This is a genomic window from Streptomyces sp. NPDC059897 (assembly GCF_042730865.1).
Lineage (GTDB): Bacteria > Actinomycetota > Actinomycetes > Streptomycetales > Streptomycetaceae > Streptomyces.
Genome location: NZ_JBHWKQ010000026.1, coordinates 61584 through 75022 on the forward strand (window position 1 = coordinate 61584; position 13439 = coordinate 75022).

The following is a 13439-nucleotide window of genomic DNA, read 5'->3' on the forward strand; positions in this document are numbered from 1 at the left end:
CCCGGTACGCACAACCAAGCCCCGCACCGCGAAGGCCCCCGAACCTCCTGCAGGTTCGGGGGCCTTCGCACGCTCCAGGGGCCTTCAGCCCATCCAGCAGCGCGTCACTCTTCCGTCCTTGACCTCGAAGTTCAGCCGGCCGGTCAGGTACTCCATGGTGATGATCGCGCCGGGCGGCAACTGCCGCACGGAGGTCCAGCCGCGGCCACGGGCCTGCGACTCGGCGGCCTCTGCTTCGAGGCCGAGATACGCGTCCGGATTGTCCTGCGGCTCGGTCGGCGGGGTGGGTATGGGTGCCATGCCGCCACCGTAGGCCGCGCGTCACGCTTTTGTCACAAGATCACGACAGTTGGCTATTAGGAGTTCCTCACACGTTCGAGGGTTTCCCGCTTCTTACCCGCTCCTTATTTTCGCTTTCTCCGCACGGCGCGGGGGAATTGCGGCGGCCCGCGCGCAATTCCCCCCGGGCATTCCGAATGCGGCTGCGGAGCGGGCGAGTTGAGGACGTCCGGGAATTGCCTGTCCATGCCAGAAACAGGGGTACGCCCTCTGTCGCCGCGGGTGTCGCGCGAGCATCATGGCCTTCAGTCCGCAGCAGGCCCGAGGCGCGCAGCAGAGCAGCGAGGGGGCAAGCGATGGGAACGACCGGGGTGCAGGCCGGGCCCGCATCGGTGGGGGCGGCGCGCGAGCGACGGCCGGGCCGGATCGTCGTGGACTGGCTGACGACGACCGACCACAAGAAGATCGGCCACCTCTACCTGATCACGTCGTTCGGCTTCTTCCTGATCGGCGGGGTGATGGCCCTGCTGATGCGGGCCGAGCTGGCCCGCCCCGGCATGCAGGCGCTCTCCAACGAGGAGTACAACCAGCTGTTCACGATGCACGGCACGATCATGCTGCTGCTGTTCGCGACGCCGACCTTCGCCGGCTTCGCGAACGAGATCATGCCGCTGCAGATCGGCTCGCCGGACGTCGCGTTCCCGCGCCTGAACATGTTCTCGTACTGGCTGTTCCTCTTCGGCGGCCTGATCGTGCTCGGCTCGCTGATCGTGCCGGGCGGGGCCGCGGACTTCGGCTGGTTCGCGTACGCGCCGCTGAACAGCCTGACCCGCTCCCCCGGCATCGGCGCCGACCTGTGGATCATGGGGCTCGCGCTCGCCGGGTTCGGCACGATCCTCGGCTCGGTGAACTTCCTGACCACGATCATCGGGATGCGGGCGCCCGGCATGACGATGTTCCGGATGCCGATCTTCACGTGGAACACGCTGTTCACGTCGATCCTGGTGCTGCTCGCGTTCCCGGTGCTCGCGGCCGCGCTGCTCTGCCTGGAGGCGGACCGGCGGTTCGGGTCCGTCGTCTTCGAGGCCCAGTACGGGGGTGCGCTGCTGTGGCAGCACCTCTTCTGGTTCTTCGGGCATCCGGAGGTCTACATCATCGCGCTGCCCTTCTTCGGGATCATCAGCGAGATCCTGCCGGTCTTCAGCCGCAAGCCGATCTGGGGCTACACGATGCTGGTCGGCGCGACGATGGCGATCACCGGCCTGTCGGTGGTCGTGTGGGCGCACCACATGTTCGCGACCGGCGGGGTGCTGCTGCCCTTCTTCTCGTTCATGTCGTTCCTGATCGCGGTGCCGACGGGCGTGAAGTTCTTCAACTGGACCGGGACGATGCTGAAGGGCTCGCTGTCCTTCGAGACGCCGATGCTGTGGTCGGTCGGCTTCCTGACCACGTTCCTCTTCGGCGGCCTGACGGGCGTCATCCTCGCCTCGCCGCCGATGGACTTCCACGTCACGGACTCGTACTTCGTCGTCGCGCACTTCCACTACGTGGTGTTCGGCACGGTCGTCTTCGCGACCTTCGCCGGCTTCTACTTCTGGTGGCCGAAGCTGACGGGGAAGCTGCTCGACGAACGGCTCGGCAAGATCCACTTCTGGACGCTGTTCGTCGGCTTCCACACCACGTTCCTGGTCCAGCACTGGCTGGGCGCGGAGGGCATGCCGCGCCGGTACGCGGACTATCTGGCGGCGGACGGCTTCACGGCGCTCAACACCGTCTCGTCGATCGGCGCGTTCCTGCTGGGCCTGTCGACGCTGCCGTTCCTCTACAACGTCTGGCGGACGGCGAAGTACGGCGTGAAGGTCGAGGTCGACGACCCGTGGGGGTACGGCAGGTCCCTGGAGTGGGCGACGGCCTGCCCGCCGCCGCGCCACAACTTCGTCACCCTGCCGAGGATCCGCTCGGAGTCCCCCGCGTTCGACCTGCACCACCCGGAGTTCGCGGCCTTCGAGGACATGCCGGCGGTGTCGCGCAAGAAGTCCTGAGGAGGCTGTGCGGCCGCCCCGGCCGTCCGCCTACTGGGCCGACGTCACCTGGATCGAAAGGTCGTTGGACCCGGTGTAGTAAGGATCCGCGGTCAGTTCGCCGCGGCCCGCGACGGTCACCCGCGCGGGCGGGTACGTGAAGATCGGCTTCTTGTCGGCGATGTCGTCGAGGAGCCGGGCGAGCCGTACCGGCGGGCCGTCGTCCCCCGAGGGCCGCAGCCACAGGTCCCAACGGCCCTCGCGCAGCTCGTCGTAGCCGATGCGGAGCGTGAACCGGGCGCCGTCCCAGGCCAGTTCGGCACGCAGGACGGGGCCGCGCTCCGCGCGGGAGCGGATCTCCGCGTACGCCTTCGCCGTGAACTCGGCGCCGTAGATCCGCCCGTGCACGGTCAGCTCGCCGTCCGCGATGAGCAGTTCACCGGCCTCCGCGTGCGGCGCCCGCAGCCAGCTGCGCACGGAGAGGTTGCCGTGCTTGGTGGCGTACGGGATGCGTACGGCGACGTAACCGCGCGAGCCGCTCGGTGCCCGGTCCACCAGGGAGCGCAGATCGTTGACGCCCGGCGTGAGCCGCACCGGCTCGTCCCCCGCGACCTGCGCGTACGCGTCCCAGCGGCCCTCCGCGAGGGAGACGCTTATCGGCAGCGACGCGCGCAGCCGCCCCTCGCCGGTCGGCGTGAGCGGCAGCCGCACCGTGTGCCCCGCGGCCCGGTCGACGAGCACCAGGTGGGCCGGGTCGGGCGACCCGTGGTCGGTGACGTCGAAGGTGAGCCCGCCGGCGGAGTCGGCGATGCAGTCGGCTCGGGGCGGCATGCGGACGCTCCTGTCGCTGTCTTCGGGGCACGGCGGGGGCGGGGCCGTGGGGGCTGTCATGCGGGGTGTTCCTTCCGCTGCGGTCGGAGGGCGTCGCGCACCGCGTAGGCGCCGCCGAGGAGTGAGCCGCGGGCCCGGTGCAGCAGGCCGAGGGAGCCGCCGCGGCTGGTGAGCGAGCCGAACAGGTCCTCGTAGCGCTCGGCGATCCGCGCCGGGTCGAAGCGCTCGGAACCCTTGAGGGCGCGAGCGCTCATCTCCTGGCGCAGGGTGTCGTTGTTGATGAGTTCGAGCAGGCCGCCGGAGATCGCCTGGACGCTGCCGGTCTTGACGAGCCGGCCGTCCACGCCGTTGTCGATGATCTCGCCGGGGCCGTGCGGGCAGTCGGTGGAGACCACCGGAAGGCCGCAGCGCATCGCCTCGACGATCGTCATGCCGAAGGACTCGTACGTCGAGGTGACGGCGGCGAGGGAACCTTTCGCCCACTCGGGCTCGATGGGGTGGGCGGGCCCCATGAGGTAGACGTGGTTGTAGAGGCCGAGGTCGTCGATGAGCGTGCGCAGCTTGTCCTTCTGCTTGCCGCCGCCGTAGATCCGCAGCCGCCAGTCGGGCCGCTCGGCGCGCACCTGGTCGAAGGCGCGCACCAGCAGGTCGTAGCGCTTCACGGGCGCGAGCCTGCCGGCCGCCACGACCCACTTCCCGCTGCCGTCGGCGGGCGCGACGCCGGGCTGCGGGACCGGGTTGGGCATCGCCTCTATGCGCACTCCGGGGAGCCGCAGCTGCTCGCGGTAGGCGTACGCGTCGGCTTCCGTGGTCGTGGTGAGCGCGTCGAGCCGCGGGTAGATGCCGCGCAGTTCGCGGCGGAGCGCGGTGGAGTGCGTGCCGAGGGTGAGGTGCTCCTGGCCGACGCGCAGCACGCCGCGCCGGGTGTCCCTGGCCAGGTGCACGTTCAGACCCGGCCGGGTGCCGACGACGACGTCGGCCTCCAGCGAGCCGAGGTGCTCGGCGATCCGCCGGTCGGTGAGCGCGCTGTACTGCTCGTACCGCCCTTCGCTGCGCGGGAAGACCGAGGCGGACCGCCGGAACTCCGGGTCCTCGCCCTCGTACCCCGCGGTGCCCTTGCGCAGGTCGACCAGGTGGCGCACCCGTACGCGCGGGTCCGGCGCGAACACCGGCTCGTCGCGGTGCCGGAAGACGGACACGACCTCCACGTCGTGGTGGTCGGCAAGCGCGCTGGCAAGGTTGTACGTGGTGCGGATCGTCCCTCCGATCCCGTACGCATTGTGAATCAAAAAGGAAATCTGCATGCGCCCTCGTATCTGTCTGAACAGTCCGTCTTCTCCGCCTACCGGGTAGTTAGACGGAGATGATCTGGCGAGGGTTGTTCCTCATCGTCATCTTGTTCCTGAACAGATGCCGGATCGGTAGGTGTTTTCGGGAACCTTCTCGCCAAATCACCCATCAGGAGGTACGTCAGGGCTGGTAGGAGAGCTGCGGAACGTCGAAACAGGTGTGCGTCATGCCGCCGCCCTGAGTGACCCAGCCTTTCGCGTCGGTCCATCTCGCGACCGACAGACACGTCTTTCGAGTTCTCGGCGGCTCCGCCTGCCGCGCGTACGTCACGGGAAGCAGCAGCCCATCGGCCGAGTACCGTGCGCCGCGCTCCATAAAACGGTCGACGCACGCGCGCGTGACGGTGCGGCAGGAACGCGCGGCGTCCGTGAACCACATGGCGGCGGCCCAGCCCTCCAGCTGCCACTGCGAGTGCGTCCCGAGCCCCTTGGTCGCCTCCCGGAAGGCGCGTACGGCGGGGTGCCCGGTGTCCTCGTGGTTGCGGCTGGCGCCGGTGGCCCACAGGGAGGCGCGGCAGTGCGGCGCGTCCTTGTAGGCGGACCGGACGGTCGAGGTCCAGTTCTGTACGTTCGTGACCTTCGCGGTGACGCGGGCGCCCGCCTCGTCCATGGCCTCGCACAGCCGCGCGTTGCCGTGCGCGTCGATGGCGTCGAGGACGAGGTCGGCCTTCGCGTCCTTCAGGTCGGCGGCCGCGGCACGGAAGTTGGGCAGCGCGAAGTCGAGCTGCTCGGTGATCACGCGGTAGCCCTCGGCCCTGAGCCCGCGCGTCACCAGACGGGCGTACGCGGCCGATGCGGCCTGGTTGTAGGAGACGACGGCGGCGGTGCGGGCGCCGTGCTCGCGCTTGAAGTAGCGGTAGACCTCGGTTCCGCCGTACAGCTTCCCGTCCCAGCCCGGCTTCCCCTCGCGCGGCGCCTGGCTGCCGTAGATCCCGTACAGGTGCGGATAGGTGTCGTAGGCGGCGCCGACCGGCTGGCCGCCGATGTCGGGCACGCGCGCGTGGGAGACGCGTTCCGCGCCCGCGTAGTCGAGCGCCGTGGTGGCCACCAGGGCGACGACCTTCCGCTCGTCGACGAGTTTGTGCACGCAGGCGGTGTTGCCGACGCCGCTGCCGCCGTCGTCGCACAGGTGCACCTCGACGCGGCGCCCCTGGATGCCGCCCTGCCGGTTCAGCTGCCGGAAGTACGCCTGCGCCCCGTCGCGGGTGTCGGTGAAGGCGGCGCCGCCCACGGGGCTGGTGGCGCTGGTGATGATGCCGACGTGGAGTGGCGCGGTGGTCCGCGGCGCGGGCCCTGAGCGGTCCTCGAAGTCGCTCTCCGGCAGCCGGGACCCACAGGCCGCGACGGCGAGGAGAGCCAGGCCCGCCGCCAGGGCCTCAGCAGCCCGGGCCCGGCGACGCATTGCCGCTCAACTGCACCAGCGCGCACAGGGTGTTGACGGACACCTTCCAGGTGCCGCCCTGCTCGACGGAGGTCCCCTTGGCGTCGGGCAGCACCGTCGCGCCCTTGAGCGCGAGGCCGTACGTCACGTCGGCCGCGGTCGCCGAGGTGAAGGCGACCTTGGTGACGGTGGCCTCCACCTGGCCGCCGCGCTCGTCGCCGCTGAAGCCCTTCAGGACGGGGCGCATCTTGGCGCCGTCCTCGAGGACGGCCTCCTTCTCCTTCATCGACACCTTCGGGTCGAAGAACTTCTTCCAGTTGGTCTTGATCTCCTTCTCGGCGGCGGCCCGGTCGGCGGGCCCCCCGCCGTCGGGCCGCGCCGACGAGGGCTCCTCGCTCGTGGGCTCCTTGTTCGTGGGTTCCTCGCTGGCGGGTTCCTCGCTGGTGGGTGCCTTCGAGGTCGGTGTCGGCGGGGCGCTGTCGTCGCCGCCGCTGTCGTCGCCGCAGGCCGCCAGGGCGGGGCCGAGAACCAGGGTCAGCGCGAGGGCGAGCGCCGCGCCCCGTCCGCGAGCCGCGCGAGATGTGCTCCCGAGAACCATCAGGCCACCGCCGGGTGTCGGTCCGGGGACGGGGTGGCGGACTCGATGAGATCGCGAATGCCTCGCCAACTGTCCCCGGAGCTTTCGGAGTTGTGCTCCAAAAGGCATAGTGCAAGCGATCGGCGGACAAGGCCAGACACACGCGCGCACCAGTGGGGGCCGGCGATGCGGACTGCCCGACTACGTACTGTGCATCCCGCCCTGTGGGCGGGGCTCGCGGCGCTCGCCGTCGGCGCGGTGCTCTGCGTGATCGGCTGGTACGGCATGTCGGGCGAACGTTTCGCCGAGCGCCAGCTCCCCTATCTGGCCTCCTGCACGGTGCCGGGCGCGGCCCTGATCGTCGCGGGCGCGGTGCTCCTCACGCACGGCAGGGACATGCTCGCCGCTTCGCGCGTGGAGCGCCTCTACGAGCTGCTGGTCACGGCCGAACCGACGCCCGGGGAGCCGGATCCGGCGCCCCCGCTCGCCTCCAGCGACCGGCTGCTCATGGTGCCCGGCGGCACGCTGTGGCACCGCGCCGACTGCCCGCTCGTCGAGGGCAAGCCGCGGGCGGTGCCCGTGGACGCGGGCGCGATCACGGAGGCGGGCCTGGGCCCGTGCCCCGTCTGCGAACCGCCCACCGGGAGTTGAGGAGCCGAGGTCGTGTCATCCCTCAGTTACGACCTCACGCTCGCCGGCCTCTCGGTGGGAGCGGCGGCGGCACTCACCGGGATCGGCCTGATCGTCACCTACCGGGCGACCGGTGTCCTCAACTTCGCGCACGGCGCGGTCGCGATGATCTGCGCGTATCTGCTGCGGCAGTTGGTCGTGGTGTGGGAGGTGCCGCTGTGGGCGGCCGCGGCGCTGGTGCTCCTGGTGGTGGCGCCGGGGCTCGGACTCGCCCTGGAACGCTGGGTGTTCAGGCCGTTGGCCCGCACGGGGAACGACCCGGCGCGCACCCTGGTGGCGTCCATCGGCGTGTTCGTCCTCCTCGTCGGGGCGGCGACGCTGCTCTGGGGCACGGGCGCGCAGGAGGACGCGCCGAGGCTGATCCCCGGGGAGCCGTGGGGCCAGCTCGCGACCGCCTGCGCGGTCGGGGTCGCGGTGTGGGCGGTGACGCGCTGGACGCGGTTCGGCGGTGAGCTGCGGGCGGTCGTCGACAACCGGCGGCTGGCCGTGCTCGGCGGGATCGACGCTGACCGGGTCGCGGCGGCGGGCTGGGCGTTCGGCACCTTCACCGCGGGCCTGACGGGGGTGCTCCTCGCCCCCTACGTACGTCTCGACCCGTACGGTCTGCCGTTGCTGGTGATGGAGGTCGTGGCGGTGGCGGTCGCGGCGGGCATGCGGCGGCTCGGGGTGGCGGTGGGCGCGGCGCTCGCGATCGGGGTCGCGCAGAGCCAGTTGACGCGGCTGCATCCGCGCGGCTGGGCCGAGCCGCTCGTCCAGGCGGTGGGGGCGAACCTGTTCGTGGTGGCGCTGCTGGTCGCGGCGCTCGTGCTGCCGGGCGTGGGCGGGAAGGGGGCGCTGCCGACGACGGTGACCCGCCGGACCCGGGCCGCTCCACCGGGGGCCTGGCTCGTGGCGGGCGTGCTGTTCCTGCTGCCGCTCGGGTTCGCGGGCTCGGACCTGCGGACGTCGATCCAGGTACCGGCGCTGGCGTTGATCCTGCTGTCCTTGGTGGTGGTCACGGGCAGGGCCGGCCAACTCGCTCTCGGTCAGGGCGCGTTTGCGGGCCTGGGAGCCCTCTTCGCGGCACTGCTGGCGACGGGCCGCTTCCCGGGCCTCCCCCAACTCCCCGCCCTTCTGGCCCTCTTGGCGGCCGTGGTGATGGTGACGCCACTCGGCCTGCTGACCGCCGCACCCGCGATCCGGCGGCGCGGCCTCGCCCTTGCACTCGCGACCTTCGCGGTGGGCGTCGGGGTGAGCCGATTCGTGTTCGCGCAGCCGTACGCGGCATCGGGCCTCTCACCGTCGCGCCCCGCGGGGTTCGCGGACGACCGGGCGTTCTACGCACTCGAACTCGCCCTGCTGCTCGGGGCGTTGGTGTGCGTGGCGGGCCTGCGACGGGGGCGCGTGGGCCGGGCACTCGCGGCGGTCAGGGACCACGAGGCTGGGGCGTCGGCGGCGGGTGTCGGGGTGCCGGGCCTGAAGGTCGCGGTGTTCGTGGCGGGGGCGGGACTCGCGGCACTGGGAGGCGGCCTCCTCACCTTCGGCCTGCACTCCTTCGACCCGTCGGCGTACGACCCGGTGCGGGGCCTGTTGTGGTTCGCGGCGGTGGTGGTCCTGGGCGCGGACAACCCGTTCGGCGCGCTCATCGGGGCGGGCCTCCTGGTGGGCCTGGACGCGGGGGCCCGGGGCGGGATCGCCGCGCTGGTGATCGGCATGCTGGCGGTGCTGGTGGGCCGGGGGGTGAGCGTACGGCTCCGGGGCCCAAGGCCCGGTCGGCCAGATCAAGCCCCGCCGGCGATTGAGGCGCGGGGTCCGTGGCAGAGCCCCGTGGCGCGCACACGGCCCACCGCAACCAGACGCCACCCCACCCCCACCGCCCTCACCGCCACCGACCTCACCGTCACCTACAACACCCACCCCGTCCTCCAGAACACCACCATCCGCCTCCCGATCGGCACGGTCACCGCCATCGTGGGGCCCAACGGCGCCGGAAAGAGCACCCTCTTCCACTGCCTCGCCGGAACGGTCCGCCCCGACACCGGCAGGGTCCTGCTCGGCCCACGGGACGTGACCCGCTTCCCCGCCCACACCCGCACCAGACTCGGCATCGCCCGCACCTTCCAACAGCTCGTCGTCTTCGCCTCGTTGACGGTGGCCGAGAACATCCGCGTCGGCGCCGAGCAGGGCCGCGTACGGGACCCGGCGGCCGTGGAGCGGATGACCCGGCTGTTCGGCCTGCGGGGCGGGCAGGCGACGGACGGGCTGCCCACGGGAACGCTGCGCCGCGTCGAACTGGCCCGCGCGCTGGCCGGCGACCCGCACATACTCCTGCTCGACGAGCCGACCGCCGGGCTCGACCCCGCCGAAGTCGCCGCCCTCGCCCGCCTGCTGCGGGCGCTCGCCGACGACGGCGTCGCCGTACTCGTCGTCGAGCACGATCTGGACCTCGTCGCCGAACTCGCGGACACCGTGCACGTCCTCGCGGCGGGCCGCATCGTGAGCTCGGGCACGCCGGACTCGGTCCTCGACCGCACCCCGGAGCCCTCATGACGTCCGGGCCCGGCGGCATCCAACTGCGCGACGCCCGCGTCCGCTACGGCCCCCTGGAAGCGCTCCACGGCGTCACCCTGGCCGCCCCCGCCCGCGCGCTCACCGTGCTGCTCGGGCCGAACGGCTCCGGCCGCAGCACCGCCCTGCGCGCCCTCGCCGGCACCGTACGGCTCACCGCCGGGTCCGTGGTGTGGGACGGAGCCGACGTGACCCGGCACACCGCGCACGCCCGCGCGGCCGCGGGTCTGCGCCTCGTACCGGACCGGCAGGCCGTCTTCGCCGGACTCACCGTCGCCGAGAACCTCCGCCTCGCCGCGCCCGAGCGGGACTTCGGCGCCGCCCTCGACGCCTACCCCGAGCTGGGCCCGCTCCTCGCCCGCCGCGCAGGCACCCTCTCCGGCGGCGAGCAGCGGATGCTCGCCGTCGCACGGGTCCTGGTCTCCCGGGCCCGCGTCGTCCTCGTCGACGAGCCCACCCAGGGCATGGCCCCGCCGGTCGCCGCCCGCACCCACGCCCTCCTGCGCGCACTCGACGCCTGCGTGGTCCTCGCCGAGCAGCGCCTGCCGCCCGGCCTGCGCGGGACGCCGGTGTTCGTGTACGAACTCGGGCGCGGCGCGGTCGTCTTCCGGGGCGAGGCCGGCGAGAGCCGGGCGGGCGGGCCGCCGCCGGTCAGCCCGACGAGCCCGCCGACGCCCCCGGCTCGGGGATGACCAGCGTCGTCCCCTCGTCGAGCCGGTCCGGGTGCGGCCCGATCACGTCACGGTTGGCCTTGTAGAGCGCCTGTGCGCCGCCCTCGACCTCGAAGCGCCGCGCGATGGACGCCAGCGTGTCGCCGCGCTGCACCACGTGGACGCGGCCCTCGAGCCCGTACCGCTTGGAGCAGACCGGCCACGCCTCCCAGCCCTGGGTGCGCAGCACCTCCTCCGCGACCTTGATCTGTTCGGCGCGGGTCGCGAGGTCGGCGCGCGGCGCGTACTGGAGTCCGCCGTGCTCCTCCCAGGTGGACTGCTTGAACTGGAGTCCCCCGTAGAAGGAGTTGCCGGTGTTCTCGTCCCAGTCGCCGCCGCTCTCGCACTCGGCGAGGCAGGACCACGGCCACTCGGTCTTGGCACAGTCGTACGGCTCGGCGGCGTCCGCCGGTGCGGCGAGGGCCGGCAGCGCGGCCAGGGCGAGCAGCACGCCCAGCAGGGCCGCCGTCCACCGCCGCGGGCCGTGCGCCTTCGGGAACGTAGCGCTCTGGTGCATAGCGCGGACGCTAGGCAGCCGGTGTGCGGCCGCCGGGCGTGCCGCGCCGCGCCCGGCGCGCGACCCCACCCGGTCGGCGGACCGGGTGGGGTCGTGCGGCGCACGTGCGGTCAGCTCAGCAGCAGCCGCTGCCCCGGCATGATCAGGTCGGGGTCGCCGCCGATCACCGCCCGGTTCGCGGCGTACAGGCGCTGCCAGGTGGTGCCGTGGGCCGCGGCGATCCGGCCGAGGGTGTCGCCGCCGCGGACGACGTAGCCGCCACCGCGGGTGGCGCCGCGGTCGGTGTGGCCTGAAGTGCGCGGCTTCTGCGCGGCCTTGGGAGCGGATTTCGGCGCGGCCTTGGGGGCCGCCTTCGGTGCCGCCTTGGGGGCCGACTGCACGCCGGGTGCGCTGCCGTACGCCCCGGCCCGTGCCGCACACGTGGGCCAGGCGCCCCACCCCTGCGCACGCTGCACCTTGGTGGCGACGGCGATCTGCTGCCCCCTGCTGGCCCGGTCGGCGGTCGCCGCGTAGGCCCCTCCGCCGTACGCGCGCCAGGTGCCTGCCGAGAACTGGAGCCCGCCGTAGTAGCCGTTCCCGGTGTTGATGTGCCAGTTGCCGCCGCTCTCGCAGCGGGCGATGCGGTCCCACACGCCGCCGTCCGCCGCTGGGGCGGGTCCTGCGAGGGCGAGGAGACCGAGCGGGGCGGCGAGGGCCACCCCGGCGAGGACCGCTGTCGTGCGAGCCGTTGTCGTGCGTGCCGTACGGATCGGCGCGGACATGAGAATCCCTCTCGTGGACTGCTCGTTGCGGACGGCGGTGGAATCTAGGCAGCCCACGACGGCCGCGGCAACCAACGGTCCGTCCCGCCAGGCCAGTTCGCCGTTACCCGGGGTACCGGCGATTTTCGGCCAACCGATAGATACGAGGATTTCAGTATTTGTCGACCTGTCGCCCCGACGATCTGTGACCCACTTCACCGGTCCAACTTCCTTGGAAAACCAACAAGTTGGCGGGGAGTGACGGATTCCGGGCGGTCGTTCACGGTGTGCGCCGGATGAGGTGATTCCGTTCCGATCCGGGCGTGACCGAGGACACAGATCATCCGTTGTCCCTTCATAAGCACTCGCCTGACCGTGGCCGATCACCCCGATCGGTCCAACAGATCCCTGAGGAGTCCCCGTGCCTCGCTTGCTCGACGTCAGCAACGACGTACGCGCCGAGATCGGCGACGAAGAAGCCGACCGCCTGATGGCCGGCGACAACGCCCCCGGCAGCTACGACTGCACCTCCTGCCGCACGCCGGGCGACTCGCAGCAGCAGCCGACCAGCACCGTCCTGTTCGTCGGCGACGAGACCGCCGTGCTCGCCTTCGCCCATGCCTCCTGCCTGCCCTCGCAGGTCGTCCAGGTCGCGGAGGACCAGCTGCAGGGCGCCGTGCAGTCCATCGGCGGCGGCCCGGACGCCGCGGCCGCGCCGCCGGCCGGCGGCGCCCCCGCCGCGCCCTCGCAGGCCGTGCTCGGCGTCACCAGCGGCCTCGTCCTGATCGGTGACACGACGCACCCCGCCCTGGTCGTCGAGCCGACGGGCCCCATCGCCCGCCCCGGCACGACCACGGACGGGGACGACTTCCTGCCGCTCCTGATCGAGCAGGGCTTCATGCCGGCCACCACGCTCGACGGGGTCCCCTCGGCCCTCGGCGGCTGGTCGGTGCTGCTCGCCATGGGCCAGCTGCACGCGATCCTGCAGCCCGGTACCGGCGGCGCCCCCGCCCAGGTCGCCTGGTGGCAGGCGCACCAGCCGCTCCAGGTCACGGAGGGCTGGCGGACCGCGGCGAACAAGACGCAGAGGGTGCTCGTCTTCGCCGCCTCCGCCGGGTCGATCGGCCACCAGCCGCGCGAGGACCTGCTCCGTCAGGCCCTCGACAAGGCCGCGGCGAACGGCCGCCTGGTGGCCGCCGCCATGCCGCTCGCCGGCACCTGAGCCACCCCGCCCGGACCCCGAGGGCCCCCACGAATGCGCCGGTCACACCGCTGACAGCCCGCAACAGCGCAGGCCAAGGGCGCATCCGTCGGGGGCCCGGTTCGTTGGCACATACGTGCACCCATACGACCCCACCTCATCCCCCGCGCCCGGTTCCACCCCTTCGTCCCGACGGCACCAGCCGTATCAGAACCACATCCCGTCGATGCGCCCCGCGGAGGAGCTGCCGGGCGGCCATGCCGTGGGCGGCCACGCGGGGAGCGGCCCGTCGGTGACCCCCATCTACGACGCCCTGTACGCGGAGTGGCGCCGCTCCTTCCGGACGCTGCCCGGCGACCGCAGCGGCGAGGAGGACCTGGGGTTCAGCGGCTTCGACCCGCTCCACGGCCCGCGCCCGCACCATCCGCCGCGCTGGCAGCCGTACCCCCCGCAGCACACCACGGGACGGCACTTCCCCGCGGCTCTGCCGCCGGGACCGCGCCGGGAGCACTGACCTCCCGCGCCCCGCACAGCACAACGCCGCCGAGTGGATCTCTCCACCGGCGGCGTTCGCCTGCGCTCCTGCCGGAGCGGAA

Annotated in this window: 13 protein-coding genes; 6 read left to right on the top strand and 7 right to left on the bottom strand. The window is 72.5% G+C overall.

All coding sequences use genetic code 11. The features are described 5' to 3' along the window. Positions 1-84: 84 nt before the first annotated feature. Positions 85-300 (bottom strand): I78 family peptidase inhibitor, encoded by a 216-nt coding sequence (locus ACFV9W_RS26100; protein ID WP_385765017.1) that lies wholly within the window; start codon positions 298-300, stop codon positions 85-87. 335 nt (positions 301-635) lie between these two features. Between ACFV9W_RS26100 and ctaD the strand changes: the two genes are divergently transcribed. After that, on the top strand, positions 636-2321 hold the full coding sequence (ctaD, locus tag ACFV9W_RS26105) for a cytochrome c oxidase subunit I (RefSeq protein WP_385765019.1): 1686 nt from the start codon (positions 636-638) through the stop codon (positions 2319-2321). 30 nt (positions 2322-2351) lie between these two features. Here ctaD and ACFV9W_RS26110 read toward each other — a convergent pair whose 3' ends face one another. From ACFV9W_RS26110 to ACFV9W_RS26125, 4 genes are all read right to left on the bottom strand, one after another. Then, positions 2352-3131 (bottom strand): hypothetical protein, encoded by a 780-nt coding sequence (locus ACFV9W_RS26110; RefSeq protein WP_385765021.1) that lies wholly within the window; start codon positions 3129-3131, stop codon positions 2352-2354. A gap of 56 nt (positions 3132-3187) precedes the next feature. Beyond that, the gene (locus ACFV9W_RS26115; RefSeq protein ID WP_385765023.1) at positions 3188-4435 is read right to left on the bottom strand and encodes a glycosyltransferase family 4 protein; all 1248 of its coding nucleotides are present in this window, start codon (positions 4433-4435) and stop codon (positions 3188-3190) included. A gap of 166 nt (positions 4436-4601) precedes the next feature. Further along, positions 4602-5882 carry an ABC transporter substrate-binding protein gene (locus ACFV9W_RS26120; protein ID WP_385765025.1) on the bottom strand — a complete coding sequence of 427 codons (1281 nt, stop codon included), beginning with the start codon at positions 5880-5882 and terminating at the stop codon, positions 4602-4604. Beyond that, positions 5857-6459, bottom strand: coding sequence for a hypothetical protein (locus ACFV9W_RS26125; RefSeq protein WP_385765027.1), 603 nt, complete (start codon positions 6457-6459; stop codon positions 5857-5859). The genes ACFV9W_RS26120 and ACFV9W_RS26125 overlap by 26 nt, the downstream gene beginning before the upstream one ends. A 165-nt stretch (positions 6460-6624) precedes the next feature. Between ACFV9W_RS26125 and ACFV9W_RS26130 the strand changes: the two genes are divergently transcribed. From ACFV9W_RS26130 to ACFV9W_RS26140, 3 genes are read left to right on the top strand one after another with little or no spacing between them, the layout of a single operon-like run. Next, a complete protein-coding gene (locus ACFV9W_RS26130; RefSeq protein WP_385765029.1) occupies positions 6625-7089 on the top strand; it encodes a hypothetical protein in 465 nt (154 codons plus the stop codon). Positions 7090-7101: 12 nt separating this feature from the next. After that, positions 7102-9657 (top strand): ATP-binding cassette domain-containing protein, encoded by a 2556-nt coding sequence (locus tag ACFV9W_RS26135; protein WP_385765031.1) that lies wholly within the window; start codon positions 7102-7104, stop codon positions 9655-9657. Next, on the top strand, positions 9654-10367 hold the full coding sequence (locus tag ACFV9W_RS26140) for an ATP-binding cassette domain-containing protein (protein ID WP_385765033.1): 714 nt from the start codon (positions 9654-9656) through the stop codon (positions 10365-10367). Before ACFV9W_RS26135 ends, ACFV9W_RS26140 begins: the two co-directional genes overlap by 4 nt. Here the strand turns inward: ACFV9W_RS26140 and ACFV9W_RS26145 are convergent. Next, on the bottom strand, positions 10327-10902 hold the full coding sequence (locus tag ACFV9W_RS26145) for a transglycosylase family protein (protein WP_385765035.1): 576 nt from the start codon (positions 10900-10902) through the stop codon (positions 10327-10329). The genes ACFV9W_RS26140 and ACFV9W_RS26145 overlap by 41 nt on opposite strands. Before the next feature lie 110 nt (positions 10903-11012). Further along, entirely contained in the window at positions 11013-11663 is a 651-nt protein-coding gene (locus ACFV9W_RS26150; protein WP_385765037.1) for a transglycosylase family protein, read from the bottom strand. Positions 11664-12063: 400 nt separating this feature from the next. Between ACFV9W_RS26150 and ACFV9W_RS26155 the strand changes: the two genes are divergently transcribed. Both ACFV9W_RS26155 and ACFV9W_RS26160 read left to right on the top strand, forming a co-directional pair. Then, the gene (locus tag ACFV9W_RS26155; RefSeq protein WP_385765039.1) at positions 12064-12864 is read left to right on the top strand and encodes a hypothetical protein; all 801 of its coding nucleotides are present in this window, start codon (positions 12064-12066) and stop codon (positions 12862-12864) included. A gap of 205 nt (positions 12865-13069) precedes the next feature. Beyond that, positions 13070-13357: a hypothetical protein gene (locus tag ACFV9W_RS26160; RefSeq protein ID WP_385765041.1), complete on the top strand. Its 288-nt coding sequence runs from the start codon at positions 13070-13072 to the stop codon at positions 13355-13357. Positions 13358-13439 lie beyond the last annotated feature (82 nt).

Coding starts and splice junctions, on each gene's coding strand:
- ACFV9W_RS26100 (WP_385765017.1), bottom strand. CDS start 300: ATGGCACCCATACCCACCCCGCCGACCGAGCCGCAGGACAATCCGGAC.
- ctaD (WP_385765019.1), top strand. CDS start 636: ATGGGAACGACCGGGGTGCAGGCCGGGCCCGCATCGGTGGGGGCGGCG.
- ACFV9W_RS26110 (WP_385765021.1), bottom strand. CDS start 3,131: ATGCCGCCCCGAGCCGACTGCATCGCCGACTCCGCCGGCGGGCTCACC.
- ACFV9W_RS26115 (WP_385765023.1), bottom strand. CDS start 4,435: ATGCAGATTTCCTTTTTGATTCACAATGCGTACGGGATCGGAGGGACG.
- ACFV9W_RS26120 (WP_385765025.1), bottom strand. CDS start 5,882: ATGCGTCGCCGGGCCCGGGCTGCTGAGGCCCTGGCGGCGGGCCTGGCT.
- ACFV9W_RS26125 (WP_385765027.1), bottom strand. CDS start 6,459: ATGGTTCTCGGGAGCACATCTCGCGCGGCTCGCGGACGGGGCGCGGCG.
- ACFV9W_RS26130 (WP_385765029.1), top strand. CDS start 6,625: ATGCGGACTGCCCGACTACGTACTGTGCATCCCGCCCTGTGGGCGGGG.
- ACFV9W_RS26140 (WP_385765033.1), top strand. CDS start 9,654: ATGACGTCCGGGCCCGGCGGCATCCAACTGCGCGACGCCCGCGTCCGC.
- ACFV9W_RS26145 (WP_385765035.1), bottom strand. CDS start 10,902: ATGCACCAGAGCGCTACGTTCCCGAAGGCGCACGGCCCGCGGCGGTGG.
- ACFV9W_RS26150 (WP_385765037.1), bottom strand. CDS start 11,663: ATGTCCGCGCCGATCCGTACGGCACGCACGACAACGGCTCGCACGACA.
- ACFV9W_RS26160 (WP_385765041.1), top strand. CDS start 13,070: ATGCGCCCCGCGGAGGAGCTGCCGGGCGGCCATGCCGTGGGCGGCCAC.